This window comes from Paranoxybacillus vitaminiphilus, from assembly GCF_003259935.1.
In the GTDB taxonomy this organism is placed as follows: Bacteria; Bacillota; Bacilli; order Bacillales; family Anoxybacillaceae; genus Paranoxybacillus; species Paranoxybacillus vitaminiphilus.
This window is the reverse complement of sequence record NZ_QLMH01000003.1, coordinates 40,595-54,217: the sequence shown is the minus strand read 5'-3', so window position 1 is coordinate 54,217 and position 13,623 is coordinate 40,595. Positions and strand designations below refer to the sequence as shown.

Annotated in this window: 18 protein-coding genes and 1 pseudogene; 5 read left to right on the top strand and 14 right to left on the bottom strand. The window is 40.2% G+C overall.

The window, feature by feature from the left end; genetic code table 11:
* Nucleotides 1-40: 40 nt before the first annotated feature.
* From B0I26_RS05105 to B0I26_RS05050, 12 genes are all read right to left on the bottom strand, one after another.
* Nucleotides 41-637 carry a sigma factor-like helix-turn-helix DNA-binding protein gene (locus B0I26_RS05105; RefSeq protein ID WP_111644389.1) on the bottom strand — a complete coding sequence of 199 codons (597 nt, stop codon included), beginning with the start codon at nt 635-637 and terminating at the stop codon, nt 41-43.
* Nucleotides 634-1,239, bottom strand: coding sequence for a sigma-70 family RNA polymerase sigma factor (locus tag B0I26_RS05100; RefSeq protein ID WP_111644388.1), 606 nt, complete (start codon nt 1,237-1,239; stop codon nt 634-636). The genes B0I26_RS05105 and B0I26_RS05100 overlap by 4 nt, the downstream gene beginning before the upstream one ends.
* Nucleotides 1,239-1,661, bottom strand: coding sequence for a hypothetical protein (locus B0I26_RS05095; protein ID WP_111644387.1), 423 nt, complete (start codon nt 1,659-1,661; stop codon nt 1,239-1,241). The genes B0I26_RS05100 and B0I26_RS05095 overlap by 1 nt, the downstream gene beginning before the upstream one ends.
* A gap of 14 nt (nt 1,662-1,675) precedes the next feature.
* Nucleotides 1,676-2,272, bottom strand: coding sequence for a hypothetical protein (locus B0I26_RS05090; RefSeq protein WP_111644386.1), 597 nt, complete (start codon nt 2,270-2,272; stop codon nt 1,676-1,678).
* Nucleotides 2,272-4,239 carry a DNA polymerase gene (locus B0I26_RS05085; RefSeq protein ID WP_220084970.1) on the bottom strand — a complete coding sequence of 656 codons (1,968 nt, stop codon included), beginning with the start codon at nt 4,237-4,239 and terminating at the stop codon, nt 2,272-2,274. Before B0I26_RS05085 ends, B0I26_RS05090 begins: the two co-directional genes overlap by 1 nt.
* Nucleotides 4,239-4,955 (bottom strand): DUF2815 family protein, encoded by a 717-nt coding sequence (locus tag B0I26_RS05080; RefSeq protein ID WP_111644384.1) that lies wholly within the window; start codon nt 4,953-4,955, stop codon nt 4,239-4,241. Before B0I26_RS05080 ends, B0I26_RS05085 begins: the two co-directional genes overlap by 1 nt.
* Before the next feature lie 30 nt (nt 4,956-4,985).
* Nucleotides 4,986-6,158 carry a DUF2800 domain-containing protein gene (locus B0I26_RS05075; RefSeq protein ID WP_111644383.1) on the bottom strand — a complete coding sequence of 391 codons (1,173 nt, stop codon included), beginning with the start codon at nt 6,156-6,158 and terminating at the stop codon, nt 4,986-4,988.
* Nucleotides 6,158-6,673 (bottom strand): hypothetical protein, encoded by a 516-nt coding sequence (locus B0I26_RS05070; RefSeq protein ID WP_111644382.1) that lies wholly within the window; start codon nt 6,671-6,673, stop codon nt 6,158-6,160. Before B0I26_RS05070 ends, B0I26_RS05075 begins: the two co-directional genes overlap by 1 nt.
* A 52-nt stretch (nt 6,674-6,725) precedes the next feature.
* On the bottom strand, nt 6,726-6,938 hold the full coding sequence (locus tag B0I26_RS05065) for a hypothetical protein (protein ID WP_245934721.1): 213 nt from the start codon (nt 6,936-6,938) through the stop codon (nt 6,726-6,728).
* Entirely contained in the window at nt 6,938-7,210 is a 273-nt protein-coding gene (locus tag B0I26_RS05060) for a hypothetical protein (protein WP_111644380.1), read from the bottom strand. The genes B0I26_RS05065 and B0I26_RS05060 overlap by 1 nt, the downstream gene beginning before the upstream one ends.
* Nucleotides 7,204-7,350, bottom strand: a complete 147-nt coding sequence (locus tag B0I26_RS05055) for a hypothetical protein (protein WP_181502756.1) — start codon at nt 7,348-7,350, stop codon at nt 7,204-7,206. The genes B0I26_RS05060 and B0I26_RS05055 overlap by 7 nt, the downstream gene beginning before the upstream one ends.
* A 100-nt stretch (nt 7,351-7,450) precedes the next feature.
* Nucleotides 7,451-7,693, bottom strand: a complete 243-nt coding sequence (locus B0I26_RS05050; RefSeq protein ID WP_245934712.1) for a helix-turn-helix domain-containing protein — start codon at nt 7,691-7,693, stop codon at nt 7,451-7,453.
* Between the two features lie 178 nt (nt 7,694-7,871).
* Here B0I26_RS05050 and lexA point away from each other — a divergent pair, with 178 nt between their 5' ends.
* Complete coding sequence (gene lexA / locus B0I26_RS05045; RefSeq protein ID WP_111644378.1) at nt 7,872-8,528, top strand: transcriptional repressor LexA; 657 nt, start codon at nt 7,872-7,874, stop codon at nt 8,526-8,528.
* 51 nt (nt 8,529-8,579) lie between these two features.
* Here lexA and B0I26_RS05040 read toward each other — a convergent pair whose 3' ends face one another.
* Nucleotides 8,580-9,209, bottom strand: coding sequence for a hypothetical protein (locus B0I26_RS05040; protein WP_111644377.1), 630 nt, complete (start codon nt 9,207-9,209; stop codon nt 8,580-8,582).
* 89 nt (nt 9,210-9,298) lie between these two features.
* Here B0I26_RS05040 and B0I26_RS05035 point away from each other — a divergent pair, with 89 nt between their 5' ends.
* The 4 genes and pseudogenes from B0I26_RS05035 to B0I26_RS05020 all read left to right on the top strand — a co-directional run bounded on the left by B0I26_RS05035 (nt 9,299) and on the right by B0I26_RS05020 (nt 12,977).
* Nucleotides 9,299-10,690 carry a recombinase family protein gene (locus tag B0I26_RS05035; RefSeq protein ID WP_111644376.1) on the top strand — a complete coding sequence of 464 codons (1,392 nt, stop codon included), beginning with the start codon at nt 9,299-9,301 and terminating at the stop codon, nt 10,688-10,690.
* Nucleotides 10,691-10,707: 17 nt separating this feature from the next.
* Nucleotides 10,708-11,394: pseudogene (locus B0I26_RS05030) on the top strand (ABC transporter substrate-binding protein); the annotation flags it as partial.
* A 16-nt stretch (nt 11,395-11,410) separates the two neighbouring features.
* Nucleotides 11,411-12,181: an ABC transporter ATP-binding protein gene (locus B0I26_RS05025; RefSeq protein ID WP_111644375.1), complete on the top strand. Its 771-nt coding sequence runs from the start codon at nt 11,411-11,413 to the stop codon at nt 12,179-12,181.
* On the top strand, nt 12,162-12,977 hold the full coding sequence (locus B0I26_RS05020) for an ABC transporter permease (protein WP_409991412.1): 816 nt from the start codon (nt 12,162-12,164) through the stop codon (nt 12,975-12,977). The genes B0I26_RS05025 and B0I26_RS05020 overlap by 20 nt, the downstream gene beginning before the upstream one ends.
* Before the next feature lie 84 nt (nt 12,978-13,061).
* Here the strand turns inward: B0I26_RS05020 and ytkD are convergent, their stop codons facing one another.
* Nucleotides 13,062-13,544: an RNA deprotection pyrophosphohydrolase gene (gene ytkD / locus B0I26_RS05015; RefSeq protein ID WP_111644373.1), complete on the bottom strand. Its 483-nt coding sequence runs from the start codon at nt 13,542-13,544 to the stop codon at nt 13,062-13,064.
* Between the last annotated feature and the right edge of the window lie 79 nt (nt 13,545-13,623).

Genomic DNA, 13,623 nt, shown 5'->3' with positions numbered 1-13,623 from the left:
TTTATTCGCTCCTTTCACACCTGTAAAATAGTTGTTCCAGTCATCGCTTATCCCTGATGAACTCTCCTGTTCCCCAAACGTCCAGTCGGCTTATTCGTCTTTCTACCGAATTACCACTACGACCTAACAATTCACCAATTTGTGCGTAAGTGTAATCTCCTGTTTTAAAAAGAGAGATAGCTTTTTTGTCTTCCTCTGGCGTCCATTTCTTACCCTCGTTGGCAGGTCTGGAACGGTCAGATTTTCTCTTTTGTACAAGCCAATCAGGGTCATTAATCCATAAGGAACCTTTCATTTTTCTACTATCCCATAAATCTAGGTTTTCTTTTAAAAACCTTTCCAACTCTTCGAGCTCTATTAAATAAATTTTTCGTTTCGCTTTCGCAAGACTAAAACGAAGAAGACCTTTTTGAACCCAATTTAAGACGCGTTTAATATCCACCCCGAGCAAATCAGCAACATTTTGTGCAGTTAAGAAGTGGGAGTTTTTTATACACCCACCTAATCCCATACGTTTAGCTTTAACGTTTACTGCGGTCACGGTGCGATTTAGTTTTTTTGCACAATATTCACGGCCTTTGTGCCAGTTATTTGCTAAAAACTCTTTCTCTTCTTCTGTCCAAGTGGATCCCCTCATGAGAGCATCTCCTTTATATACATGGTACGGAATTTTAAGAAAGAGCTTCGAATTCTTGATGAAACGACCTGGCTCGAAACTCCTTTTGATTCAGCCATTTCCTTAAATTTATGACCGTTGATGTAATCTAAAATATCTTGTCTCTGCTGATTAGAGAATTTCTTAAACAAGCTATCAATTACAATTCGGTCAACGGTTTCCTCTGTGAACGTTTCTTCTTGCCCAATTAGTTCCATAAGCTCCGTTCCCTCCCCATCTTTGTCTATGACAAGCTGATGGAGACTCATTATGGATTTAATTTGGGAAGTTTCCCGATCAAATTTAGGTTTGTGTTTATTGTGATAAGCTAATAGAGAGTAATCAATATATTTGACAGCAAGTGCACCAAAAGGGATTGGATATTTAGAAGAGTCGTATTTTCTATATGCTTGCCATAAAGCGATTGAAGCAACTTGGAACAATTCATCAAATTCATATCTATAAGTAGTAGACCAAGAATAAGCTTTCTTTTTAAGTAAGTTTTGATAGCGCTGAAAAACTTGTTCAAAAGACATTGTTTGAATACTACCTTTTCGCAGTATAATGTCTTTTAAGTCAGACATTATAAGCGCTCCTTTCTGTCTATCCCTCCAACGGGAATGTTTTGAAAGTTGGAAAAGAAAGAGGATAAATCATACAGTTCTAAACAACCTTTAGAATGAGTGTCGGTTTGGTATTCGATACATAATCGATTAGACGATGTTATAATTTGAAATGTAAAAGGTTGAATCTTTTTCATAAAAGATTGATAGATTTTAAAATCAATCACCAGATTCGTGCCGTTAATTTTTACCGGTAAAACATTTGTCGGCGTATAAATCCGTTTTAGGTTATATAATTCTTGCAATTTCTTTTGTTCGTATTCGTTCAAATACTTTTTCCGTTTTCGTTCTGATTCATAGATTTTTATTTTTCTTTTGACATTTTCAAGGTGCAGTTTCATTTCTGACTTTAAATTTTCAAAGTTACCGCTTATGATTTTCAATGAGAGCACCTCCTTTAATACATCCGAATCGGTAATATAAGAATGAGTAATGAACCATCTTCATTCTCAATTCGTAAGGGTTTGAGACGGTCATAAAATTTCAAAACAACTGTTTTAGAATTACTAGCTTTGATTAGTTTTAGAGCATCGAGCAAATATTCAACGTTCATATACACATTAAATTGAAAGATTGGTAATGAGTAAAAGATTTTTAGTTCATGCGAAACAAAACGAATATGATCCTCTTTTAGTTCACAAATAACAAGCTCTTTCGCCAAACGTCCGACTGAATATATAATGTCTGTAGCTGTTAAAATTTCTGGCAAATCAAGCTTTACTTCTTGTCCAGGTTCATCTTCTCTGAAAAACCGTGAAATATCTGGATATGCCGTTTTAACTTTCTTTCCGTCCGGCGTGATAATCGCTTCATCAGTACGATCATGTATCCTCTTCGCCAGGTAAATGCGAATTGCATCACTTACAACCGCATCGCCGTTGGCAAAGTGTTTTACCCCAATCAAAGCTGGATTTTTCTCTTTGACGCTTTCTTTGATGCTTTTCGTTACTTTAGCAGCGTGTTTCATGAATGTTTCGTATGCGAGCATTTGCATCAGTCCTTTCTGTAGAATTCTGAAATAAAACCTTCAGCTTTTAACGGTAGACCTGGCGCCCATTCAATCGGCGCGCCCATTATCGCGGCGATTCGGTCCAGGTCTGCTTTCTCTTTTGGAACTTCTAACACGACTTCGTCGTGAATATGCATGACAGTTTGATAGCCTGCTAGGCTTAGACGTTTCAAGCTTTCGGCCAAGCAATCCCTTGATATGGCTTGCACCACGTTTTCCACGAGTTTCCCGCCATACGTAGAGATTCTTTCCCATTTCTTAGAGGTTTGGTTCAAGCCATAATAATACAAAGCTTCTTTCCCAAATTCGTTTTCTGCCAAAAACGGTTTGGCGTAGAATAATTTCCGTCCACTTGGCAAGGTGATTGTTAAGAAGTCTAAACCGTTGATGATGTCACTTTCTCTTGCAAGAATTAATCCTTTTACCCCTGCCGGCTGCCCCGTTCTCATGACGGAAAGCGCTGCATTCTCTAAGCTGTACCATAAATCAACAATGCGTTTGTTCGAAGCCCGCCAGCGCCGCACAATGTCCGGAAGTTCTTCTTCCGTTAGTCCCATATCTAAAGCGCCCATTGAGATTAACGCGCCAGACCCGCCCTGGTAACCTAATGCAAGTTCGGCCACTTTTCCTTTTTGTCGCAACTCGTACTCTGGATTGCCCTTTTTAATGAGTTCAATCGGGACACCAAACATTTGGGAAGCCGAAGCTTCATAAATTTTGCCGTGTGTATTAAACACGTCTAGCCGCCATTGTTCACCGGCTAGCCATGCAATGACTCTCGCTTCGATTGCGCTAAAATCGCAGATGACAAAGATGTTTCCTTCACTCGGAACGAACGCTGTTCGTATGAGTTGTGAAAGTGTATCGGGAACATTTCCGTAGATGAGTTTCAGAGCTTCATATTTCTTTTGTCTCACCAATTCTCTAGCATGAGACAGGGTTTCAAGATAGTTCCGAGGAAGGTTTTGCACTTGGACAAGTCTGCCTGCCCATCGACCAGTTCTGTTGGCTCCATAAAATTGGAGAAGCCCTCTTACTCGTCCATCCTCACAAACTGCCTCTTTCATTGCTTGGTACTTCTTTACACTTGTTTTGGCCAACTCTTGACGTATTTCCAGCACTCTTTTGACATTGCCGGTTGTTTCCTTGATGAGTTTTGATACGGTTTCTTTTTGAAGGTTGTCCACATTCACACCTTGACCGGATAACCATTTCATCACCTGTTGAGCACTGTTCGGGTTGTCTAGCCCCGTAATGGATACGGCTTCTTCCATCAATTGAGTTGTGGCTAACTGATCTATATAAAGAGCTCCATCTACCATTTGTTGATCGATTTTCACGCCATAAACGTTGATAAACTGATCCAACTCCCACATCTTCTGTTCATGATGAGGAACTGGGAAATTTGATAGTCTTCTTTCAATCTCTTTTTCCACTTCGACGTCTTGCCGGCAGTATTCTTTGAAAAGGTCCCACTTCTCTGGTTCATGGTGTGGAAGTGTTCTCGTTCGCCCTCCGTTCTTTTTGTTTGGAGTGGTTGGTGTGCAAAACAACTTAATCAGGGATGAGCCAATGGACATTTTTTGCTTTTCCTGTGGCAGTCCTAAAGCTTTTGCTGTCGCATCCAGTCCAGCTGTGTATCCGCAATACAGACCATGAATCATCGTGCAACGCCACTGCTCGAGTGGCGTATGAAAAAATTTACTCAAACAGTACCATTCAAAAGCTGCATTGTAAGCGTGCTTAGTGACCTTCGGATCGCCAAGTGCAGTAATGATATCCATTGGTATTTGCTCGCCTTGTGCCAGGTCAATAACTTTCGTTTCGCCACCATTGACTGAATAGGCAAAGAGTAGGATTTCAAAGTCAGGGCTCTGAACATATTTGTAGAGCCCCGATTTTTGAATGTCTACGGATGAATACGTCTCGATGTCGATGTTGAGTGTACGGATCATATTCCGTACACTCCACCGTTAATAGGTTGTCCTGTAATAGGATCATATTGTTGTGGTTGTTGTTGATATCCCGGTGCATAACTTGGCGGAACTTGTTGATACGGTTGTGCCGGTTGTTGCATACCGTACGGCATTTGAGCTTGAACATTTGGTTGTGGTGCAGGTCCCCCGAAATCATCTTCCGCAGCTGGTGCAGCTGCCCCTAACGGCTCACCGTCGCGCGTTTTCTGCACGTTGGTACTGATGTAGCAGCCAATGCCTTTTTTCCCTGCTTGGTTGTATGGTGCAAAATTGACGGCAATGCGGCCATACATACCGGAATAAATTTCAGTTGGATCCATGATCGGATTCAAATGAATGTCCACGATTTTTGGCGGTTGGTCCACTTTCGATGTTGCCGTGAACACCCAATGTCCTTTGCACTCTTCACCGAACGGCATGCCATCTGATGGACGCACACCGTCCCCATCATAGATTGGGATGGCCACAACTGGAGGAATGACCCCACTCCAGCATTTTTGCTTACCAATTTCTTTGGCTGCTTGAATGGCTGCATCGATTTTTTGCTTTGTCATAACATCAGACTTTGGAAGAAGAATTGTGACGCTATATTTCGGCTCTCCTCCGAACTGATTTTCACGCGGTTTTAATAGATTGACGTAAGAGAAACGGACTTCTCCAGTTACAACACGAGTTGGATTTTGATTTGCCATACTATCACTTCTCCCTTTCGTTTTAGTGTTTTATTGAAAATCATCTGCCGCATCAGGTGCAGCAGTAATTGCTTCACGTTTGTCCGAGATTGGAACGAGAGCAGGTTTACCAGGTGTTTTTACAACAAAACCAGGCTCTTCTAGCAATCTAGTAAACTCTGCTTTCTTAAGCACTTTTTCAATTTTGGCAACAGTTAAAGGTACACGTTCATAAAGCATTGCTTCATCGATACCATTTTGTTTAAGATGCTCAAATGCTTTATCTAAATCGGCAAATTGCCGTGTACTTCTTCCCTCTACCGCTTTCCATCCAGGAATCTCATTGCCTTTCAAACATTCAGCAAGAGCGTATTCTTTTAAGTCCTTCACCCATGCTTCAATGTGTTGCGCCTTTTCTAAAATAGCCCCTACCTCCTCATTGCTGATAAGAGGTGGTTTCATCAACTTGAAGTCCTCGAGAGCTGTATATTGATCAGCTCTTGCTCGGCATTGCGCTTTGGCACGACAGAATTTGCAATGTTCTCCTGGAACAAAATCCCCCTCACCGTTGAACGCTTTTTGTGCAATCGGCTTAATTTCTTCGCCCCAAGCCAACAACTCGTCGATAGAAAGAGACCATTCCGAAATGCTGTCTAATCTCGGCTGCACAATGGTTAAGTGAACATGCTGAATAGGATATAGCAAACTGTATTCCAAATAAGCACCAAGAGCGTACAGTTTCATCTGCGGATTGTTTTCAGCACTCACAGGAACGCCTTTACCATACTTAAAATCGGTGACATACAGATGTTCACCGTGAATGATGATGCAGTCACAAGTACCGAACCCGCCAGGCGCATAGGCACTGTAATCCACTCTTTTTTCTACGGCTACATACGGTTTAGATGGAAAAGCGAGCGTAATCTCTTTCAGATATTCAAGGTAGGTGTCGGTATGTTTCAGCATTTCTTCCTGGAACAATTCGTGCTTTTTGAATTTGTTCAGTTTCGCAGAGAAAGAACGTTGGCTCATAGGTTCAATGAAATATTTTCGTAATTTGAGTTCAGCAATTTCATGGGCTAATGTCCCTTCCTGGGCATATGGCGACGTGGTATCCGGGAATTGTTCCTCGAGTCGAACACTTGGCGTGCAAGCCAGCCAGCGATGGGCGGCGCTGGCCGACAGGAGTGCGTGTTCTCGTTCAGCATGCGCGATAGCTGCCATTAGATTTTTGCCCCCATTTCACGCAATTTCGTTGCAAAAGCACCGTATTGCTCTTTTGGAAGTGCGGTCAAAGCTTGTACACCAAAAGAGGAAAGCAGTTGAACTAGTTCTTCACGTCTACCGGCATCGACAAGCTGTGTTGCGGCTACTGCTAGTTGATCTAGCGTGTAGCTCGGTGCTGAAGTCGGCACCGGTTGCGGTGCTTGTTGTACTGGCTGTTGCACTAGTTGTTCAGCTTGTTGTGTAGGCTGCTGTGCTGGTTGTTGCACTGGTGTTGTTGGTGCAGCTGTAGGTACTGCTGTTGGTACGGATTGTTGTACAGTCGCTTGTTGCGCCGGTGTTAATTGAGTTGTATTTCCAATTGGAGATGCTGGTGCTGTAGGTGAAGAAGCTTTAGCATTTTCAAGTACTTCGGTTGCTTTTGCAATACTCCCTGTTCTACGGTCCAACGCACTTGCTAGAGCTAAAATAGATGCCGCGAGTTCCGGCGCTTTAATTTCAATTGTGATATTCATACTTTCACCCTCCTACATGAATGAGTTAAAATGAAATAAACGGTTTATTTTCTCAAATGCTTCGCGCTTCTGATACAGCGCGGTAAAGTTGCATAACAAAAGGCTTCTGTTTTTCAAATTGTTCATCGCGTGTAGCTGGAATCCCATAGGCGCTTTCCAAATCCGTCATGAGATTGGCCAACCGAACATTTTTCACTTGGTCCGGGCAGTTGCAACCCACGATTTCTTTCAAACGATTCGTATACTGAAGCATTTCACCGACCATCAATGTTGCTCACCTTCTTTCACCCTCGCTTCCAACCCTGCGTAGAGTGGCCAGCCGTCGCGAGACATCGTATTTCGTGCTTGGTCATACGTGATCGGGTGATACTTCTCACCGTCGAACACTTCGATGATGTATGTTTCATCCAGCACGATTTCGCCCTGCTTCGTCTCAAGTGAAACGGTGTCACCGTCGACGATGAGTGTGCCGAGTGTGTACTGCTCAAGAAATGCGTCAATTTCACGCGTTGTGCGTTTGATATGATCGCCTAGCATTTGCGGTCAACTTCCTTCAATTTCTTTTGGTTTTCTTTTACCATCCTTACGTAAATTTCTATAAAACGATCTAAAGCTTCTTTTGACGGCTCTTTCCTTGCCCCTACGCATCGTACGATTACTTCTGGTTGTTTTTTCATGGTGACCATCTCCTTTATAGGAGATGTATGCAAAAGGCTGCTGTGTACAACATTATGAATTACTGACAAATTATCACCTCGTTCTTGTACTATTTACCTTTTAGGCTGTTCGCGCGCGATTGTTCTTCCGAAAAAATTCGGATTCTTTACCAAAAAAAATATTGTCCACTGGCACCCCATAAACTTCTTCAATTTTGATAAAGAATTTTCTAGGCACATTCGAAGAATCCCGTTCATATTTGGCTAATGTATCCTTATTAATACCAAATAATTTAGAAGCTTCAACTAGTGTTAACCCTGCATTTACTCTCGCCGCCCGTAAAGTAATCTGCAATATTTTCACCTCCTTTTTTCTGCTTGGTTATATATTATCCGAGTTTTTTCGGAATGTCAACCGATTTTTCTCGGAAAAAAAATAATTTTTATGCGGTATTTTTCGAGTTTTTTCGGAAAAAATATTTACTTTCCGCATATTTTCGGATATCATATGGGATAGAATGGATAGAGAGGAGGTGTGATAGTTGATTGACAGGGATTTACCGCTTAAACAAACTATATCTGAAAACATCAAACGCTTAATGAAAGAAAGAGGTTGGACACAGTTAAAAACTAGCGAGGTATCAGGTATTTCTAAAAGTACTTTATCTGACTATATCAATTGCAAAACTTTAATTAACCCGGGCAATGTTGAAAAGCTAGCCAAAGCGTTTAACGTGAAAAAATCAGATATTGATCCTAGCTTTAATATGGAATCGACCGGGGATTTAAAAAGAAAATCTGCTGCTCTCAAATTCACCAAACTTCCTATTGTTGGGGCGATTAGTTGTGGAGACGGCATACTTGCATATCAAGAAATCGAGGGTTATGAGGATGTTCCCTCAAGTTGGTTAAATGGCGGTGAATATTTCTTTTTGCGTGCCAAAGGCGATTCTATGATCGGTGCGCGTATTATGGATGGAGATTTATTACTTATTCGTCAACAAGATGATGTAGAAAACGGGGAGATTGCAGCAGTACTTATTGAAGGGGATGCTGTTTTGAAAAGGGTCTATAAAACAAACGGAACTGTCATTCTACAGAGTGAGAATCCGAAATACCCACCCATCGTGCTGCAGAAAAACAATATGAAGGACATTCGCATTATCGGAAAACTGAAAAAAGTAGTATTAAATTTTTAGCGCTAAAAATTAATTTAATAAGAAAAGAGCAACTCGTTATGTTGCTCTTTTTTAGCTAGCGCGGAACACGCAGCGCAATTTATAATCTGTTTTCCCGTTCGCATCAATGGCTTGGTTTGCATTTTTATCCATAAAATCAATAAACTTTTCTAAAGAAAGGGGCGATTTATCAAACGCTCCTGCAGGTGCTTTCTTGGCTACGTCTACACCAAAGGAGTACAACACCTGTTGATTTGGCACTGCGTTCGTATCAACCACATTAAATGAGCTGGCGATAATCGGCAGCTTAAAATGGGCAGCGAATCGGTGCATAAAATAGGTGAATTTATAACCGTCTTTTGTCACCGCCTCAAAATTCATTTTTTCAATTTCCAGATTATCAAAGGTGGCGATAAAACTACCTGCGTAGTTACTCGATTTTTCTAAATAAAACTCACCTTTAACAGAAAGAGTTTTGTTTAGGAACGGAACAATTTCTTTTTCAAACGTTTTGATATCTAGCTGCTTGTGTTTAACGATGAAATCATCTGCCTCTTTCACCATTTGTTGTTCGGGCGAGAGTTTAGGTTCAGTTGATGTTGCATCTTCTCTACCAAAAATTAGAGCTAGAACTGTGAATGAGATCATAAGAGTTAGAACGACAACCCACATGATTTTAACGAATTTCTTTAAACCGCTCATACAAGATCCCCCTATGTTTTGCAGCTTTTACTCTTTTATTATAGGGGCTTATTAACTATTTTTCTATCATTTTCATAGGAGGGCAACAAATGAAAGTAGCCATTTACGTAAGGGTCAGTACAGATGAACAAGCGAAAGAAGGATTTTCCATCCCTGCTCAAAAAGAACGACTACGTGCGTTTTGCGAAAGCCAGGGATGGGAAATTGTTCATGAATATATAGAAGAAGGCTGGTCCGCGAAAGATTTAGAAAGACCGCAAATGAAACAACTGCTGAAAGACATAAAAAAAGGGAATATAGATATTATACTGGTTTATCGATTGGATCGATTAACCAGATCAGTTTTAGATTTGTATCTATTACTTCAGACGTTTGAAAAATACAATGTGGCATTCCGTTCTGCAACTGAGGTATATGACACGAGCACTGCAATGGGGAGACTATTCATCACTCTTGTTGCTGCATTAGCTCAATGGGAACGCGAAAATCTTGCCGAGCGCGTGAAATTTGGTATCGAGCAAATGATTGATGAAGGAAAGAAGCCTGGTGGACATTCTCCATATGGGTATAAATTTGATAAAGATTTTAATTGTACAATTATTGAAGATGAAGCAAATACAGTCCGTATGATTTATCAATTATACTGTGATGGGTTTGGATATAGAAGTATTGCAGATCGACTAAATAATTTAGGAATCAAACCACGAATTGCAAAAGAATGGAATCATATTTCAATACGTGATATTTTAACCAATGATATCTATATCGGCACGTATAGATGGGGAGATAAAGTGATACCAAACAATCATCCTCCTATTATCAGTGAAACTTTATTCAGAAAAGCTCAAAAAGCAAAAGACAAAAGAGCTGTAGATAGAAAAAGGGTTGGCAAGTTCATTTTAACTGGTCTTTTACATTGTGGTAATTGTAACGAACATAAAATGCAAGGTTTTTATGATAAACGCGATCAAAAAACGTACTATCGTTGTTTAAAATGCAACAGGATTACACATGAGAAAAATATTTTAGAGGCGCTAATTACTGAGGTTCAGCAATTGATCACATCCAAAGATTATTTCATTTCCAAGTTTTCTCATCAATTTGAAGAAACAGAAACAATCGATATTTCTTCTTTAACAAAAGAGTTGGAGAAAATAAAAAGACAAAAAGAAAAATGGTACGATTTGTATATGGATGAAGATAACCCTATTCCTAAAGATGATTTGTTTGCAAGAATTAATGAACTAAACAGCAAAGAAAAAGAGATCTATGAAGTATTGAATGAATTTGAAATTGAAGATAAGGAATCAGTTGACGAAAAATATAATCGATTAAGCCAAATGTCAGATTTTAAACAGCAATTTGAACAAGCGAACGATTTCACTAAAAAAGAACTGCTCTTTAGCATTTTTGAAAAGATCGTGATATACAGGGAAAAAGGGAAACTCAAGAAAATTACTCTTGATTACACCCTAAAGTGACCTTAACCTGTATAAGAGTTAATGTTAGGCAGTTAACACAAACAGACGGCACCTTTTTAGTGTCGCGGAAAAAAGTCGATAACTTTTCTTGGGAGCAGCTAAAAGGAAGCACTTTTTTAGGCCAGCGAAAAGGCGGCATGCCACAAATGGTTGGCGAATTCGTCTTGAAAAAGCACGGAATCGACCCGCATAAAGATTTAAATTTAATTCAAAATATTGACTTTGCTAATATCGCTAATGCATTTGCGAGCGGAACGGGTGATTACGTGCAATTGTTTGAACCAACGGCAAGCATTTTTGAACAAGAAGGAAAAGGCTATATTGTTGCTTCTTTCGGCACACAATCCGGGCATGTTCCATATACAACGTTTATGGCAAAACAAAGCTTTATAAAGGAAAACGCTGAAGAAATTGAAAAATTTACACGTGCCCTTTATAAAGCCCAAAAATGGGTGGAAACTCACAGCGCCGCTGAAATCGCCAAGTCGATTCACCCTTATTTCGAAGACACAGATCTTCAATTGATCGAGAAAGTCGCGGAACGATACAAAAATCAAGGCACATACGCCTCTGAACCAATTCTTGACGAAGAAGAATGGAACCATTTGCAAGATATTATGGATGAAGCCGGAGAATTACCAAAACGCATCGAGCATAAAACACTTGTAAACACATCGTTCGCTAAAAAAGCAATCGATGATTAATGTGGGTGAAAATCAAATGAACTTCTTAGTCATTGATCACGTTTCGCACACCTATTTTACACGTCAATCAGCTGTTACCGCCCTAGAAAATATATCGTTTATGATTCAGGAGGGAGAATTCGTTTCCTTCCTCGGTCCGAGCGGCTGCGGTAAAACGACGCTGCTTTCAATCATTGCTGCTTTAATTAAGCCAACAGAGGGAACGGTTCTTTTAGAAGGAAGCAAAATTGATTCAATGAACCCATCTGTCGGTTATATGCTTCAGCAAGATTATCTCTTTCCTTGGAAAACGATTGAAGAAAACATTTCCCTCGGGCTAAAAATTATGGGAATCGATACAAATGAAGCAAAACAAAAAGCGCTGAACTTGCTTTCTGAGATTGGATTAAAAGGGGTGGAAAAATATTACCCTCACCAATTGTCAGGCGGAATGCGGCAACGGGCTGCTTTAGTCCGAACACTGGCAACAAATCCGAAAATTCTCTTGCTTGACGAACCATTTTCCGCCCTTGATTATCAAACAAAATTAAAACTGGAAGAACTAGTTTGGAAAACTTTAAAAGACTACCATAAAACCGCGCTGCTTGTGACACATGATATCGGCGAAGCGATTGCAATGAGCGATCGAATTTTTTTATTCGCTGCTAGACCAGGAAAACTTGTGCACACATTTATCATCCCTGAAGAACTTCGCTCACTTTCACCACTTGCCGCACGACAACACCCTAGATTTTCTGAGTTGTTTCAATCTATCTGGAAGGAGCTTGATCAACTTGAAACGGATTGACCATCACATTCAACTCCTTCATGAACAATATTTAGTTTCATTACAAAAAGAAAAGCGTTTTGTCCGCTTTATCCAATTGCTTATTTTCTTTATTTTTTTCCTTCTATGGGAAATCGCAAGTAAACAACAATGGATTGACCCGCTACTATTCAGCTCTCCTTCAAACATATGGGAGCTATTTATCGCGAAACTTGCAGACGGTTCACTTCTCTCTCATATCGGTGTGACCTTGTTTGAAACATTGCTCGGTTTTTTTCTTGGTACATTGTTAGGTACTATGCTAGCAGCCGCTCTTTGGTGGTTTCCGCGATTGTCAAAAGTGGCTGATCCCTACTTAGTCGTGTTAAATGCGATGCCAAAAGTGGCGCTTGGCCCGATTTTAATTGTCGCTCTCGGTCCGGGATTTACTTCCATCATCGCTATGGGAGCGATCATTTCCATTATTATTACAACCATCGTTGTTTACACCACGTTTAAAGGAGTGGATACAAATTATATTAAAGTGTTAAAAACATTTGGTGCCAACCGTTGGCAATGTTTTATTGAAGCCGTTTTACCCGCCTCGTTTCCAACCATTATTTCGACTTTAAAAGTTAACGTCGGCTTATCATGGGTTGGAGTGATTGTCGGTGAATTTCTTGTTTCCAAACAAGGGTTAGGATATATGATTATTTACGGATTTCAAGTGTTTAACTTTACACTTGTGCTTTTAAGTTTGCTGTTGATTGCCGCATTTGCAACAGTGATGTATCAAGTTGTCAGCTACATGGAAAAAAAATTAATCAAAAATCGATAAAAGGAGGCTGATCTAAAGCCAAGTGTCACTCCACAATCACCATATATCAGGTAATTGCAGATATATGGTAGATTGTTCGTGAAATCAAACCCTTTCGATCAGCCTCTTCTTTTTTATTTCTTGAAGACTATGTTCTAAAACCCCATCTTTCATAATAAAACTAAAGCGGCGGTCAGCAGCGATATGAGCCGGCAATTGCTCCAATAACACAGGTCCGTTCGTTTCAAGATAACTATGCTGTTTGATCAATTCTTTTACATTGGCATAGTAAATATTTTTGATAATCGTCTGCCCTTTACCTTCTACTTTATATTGACCAAGATAAATGAGCTGATCGACAACACCGCCTGTTTCTTCACGAATTTCGCGGATGGCGGCTTGTTCCGGCGTTTCTCCCTCTTCCACTTTACCACCGGGAAATTCAAGCCCGCGGCGGCAATGGTTCGTTAAAAGCCATTGATGATGATAGCGGCAAATAGTCCATACGTGTTTTGGTTCTTTCGAAAACGGATGGTCCGCAAATGATAAGTAAACCTGGTTTTGATAATAATCTTGAAAAACAAGCATGTATAATCAAACCCCATCTATTTTGGTCTTCTATTAATAACATCTTAACATATTTGCAACATAATTGAACTACTGAGGC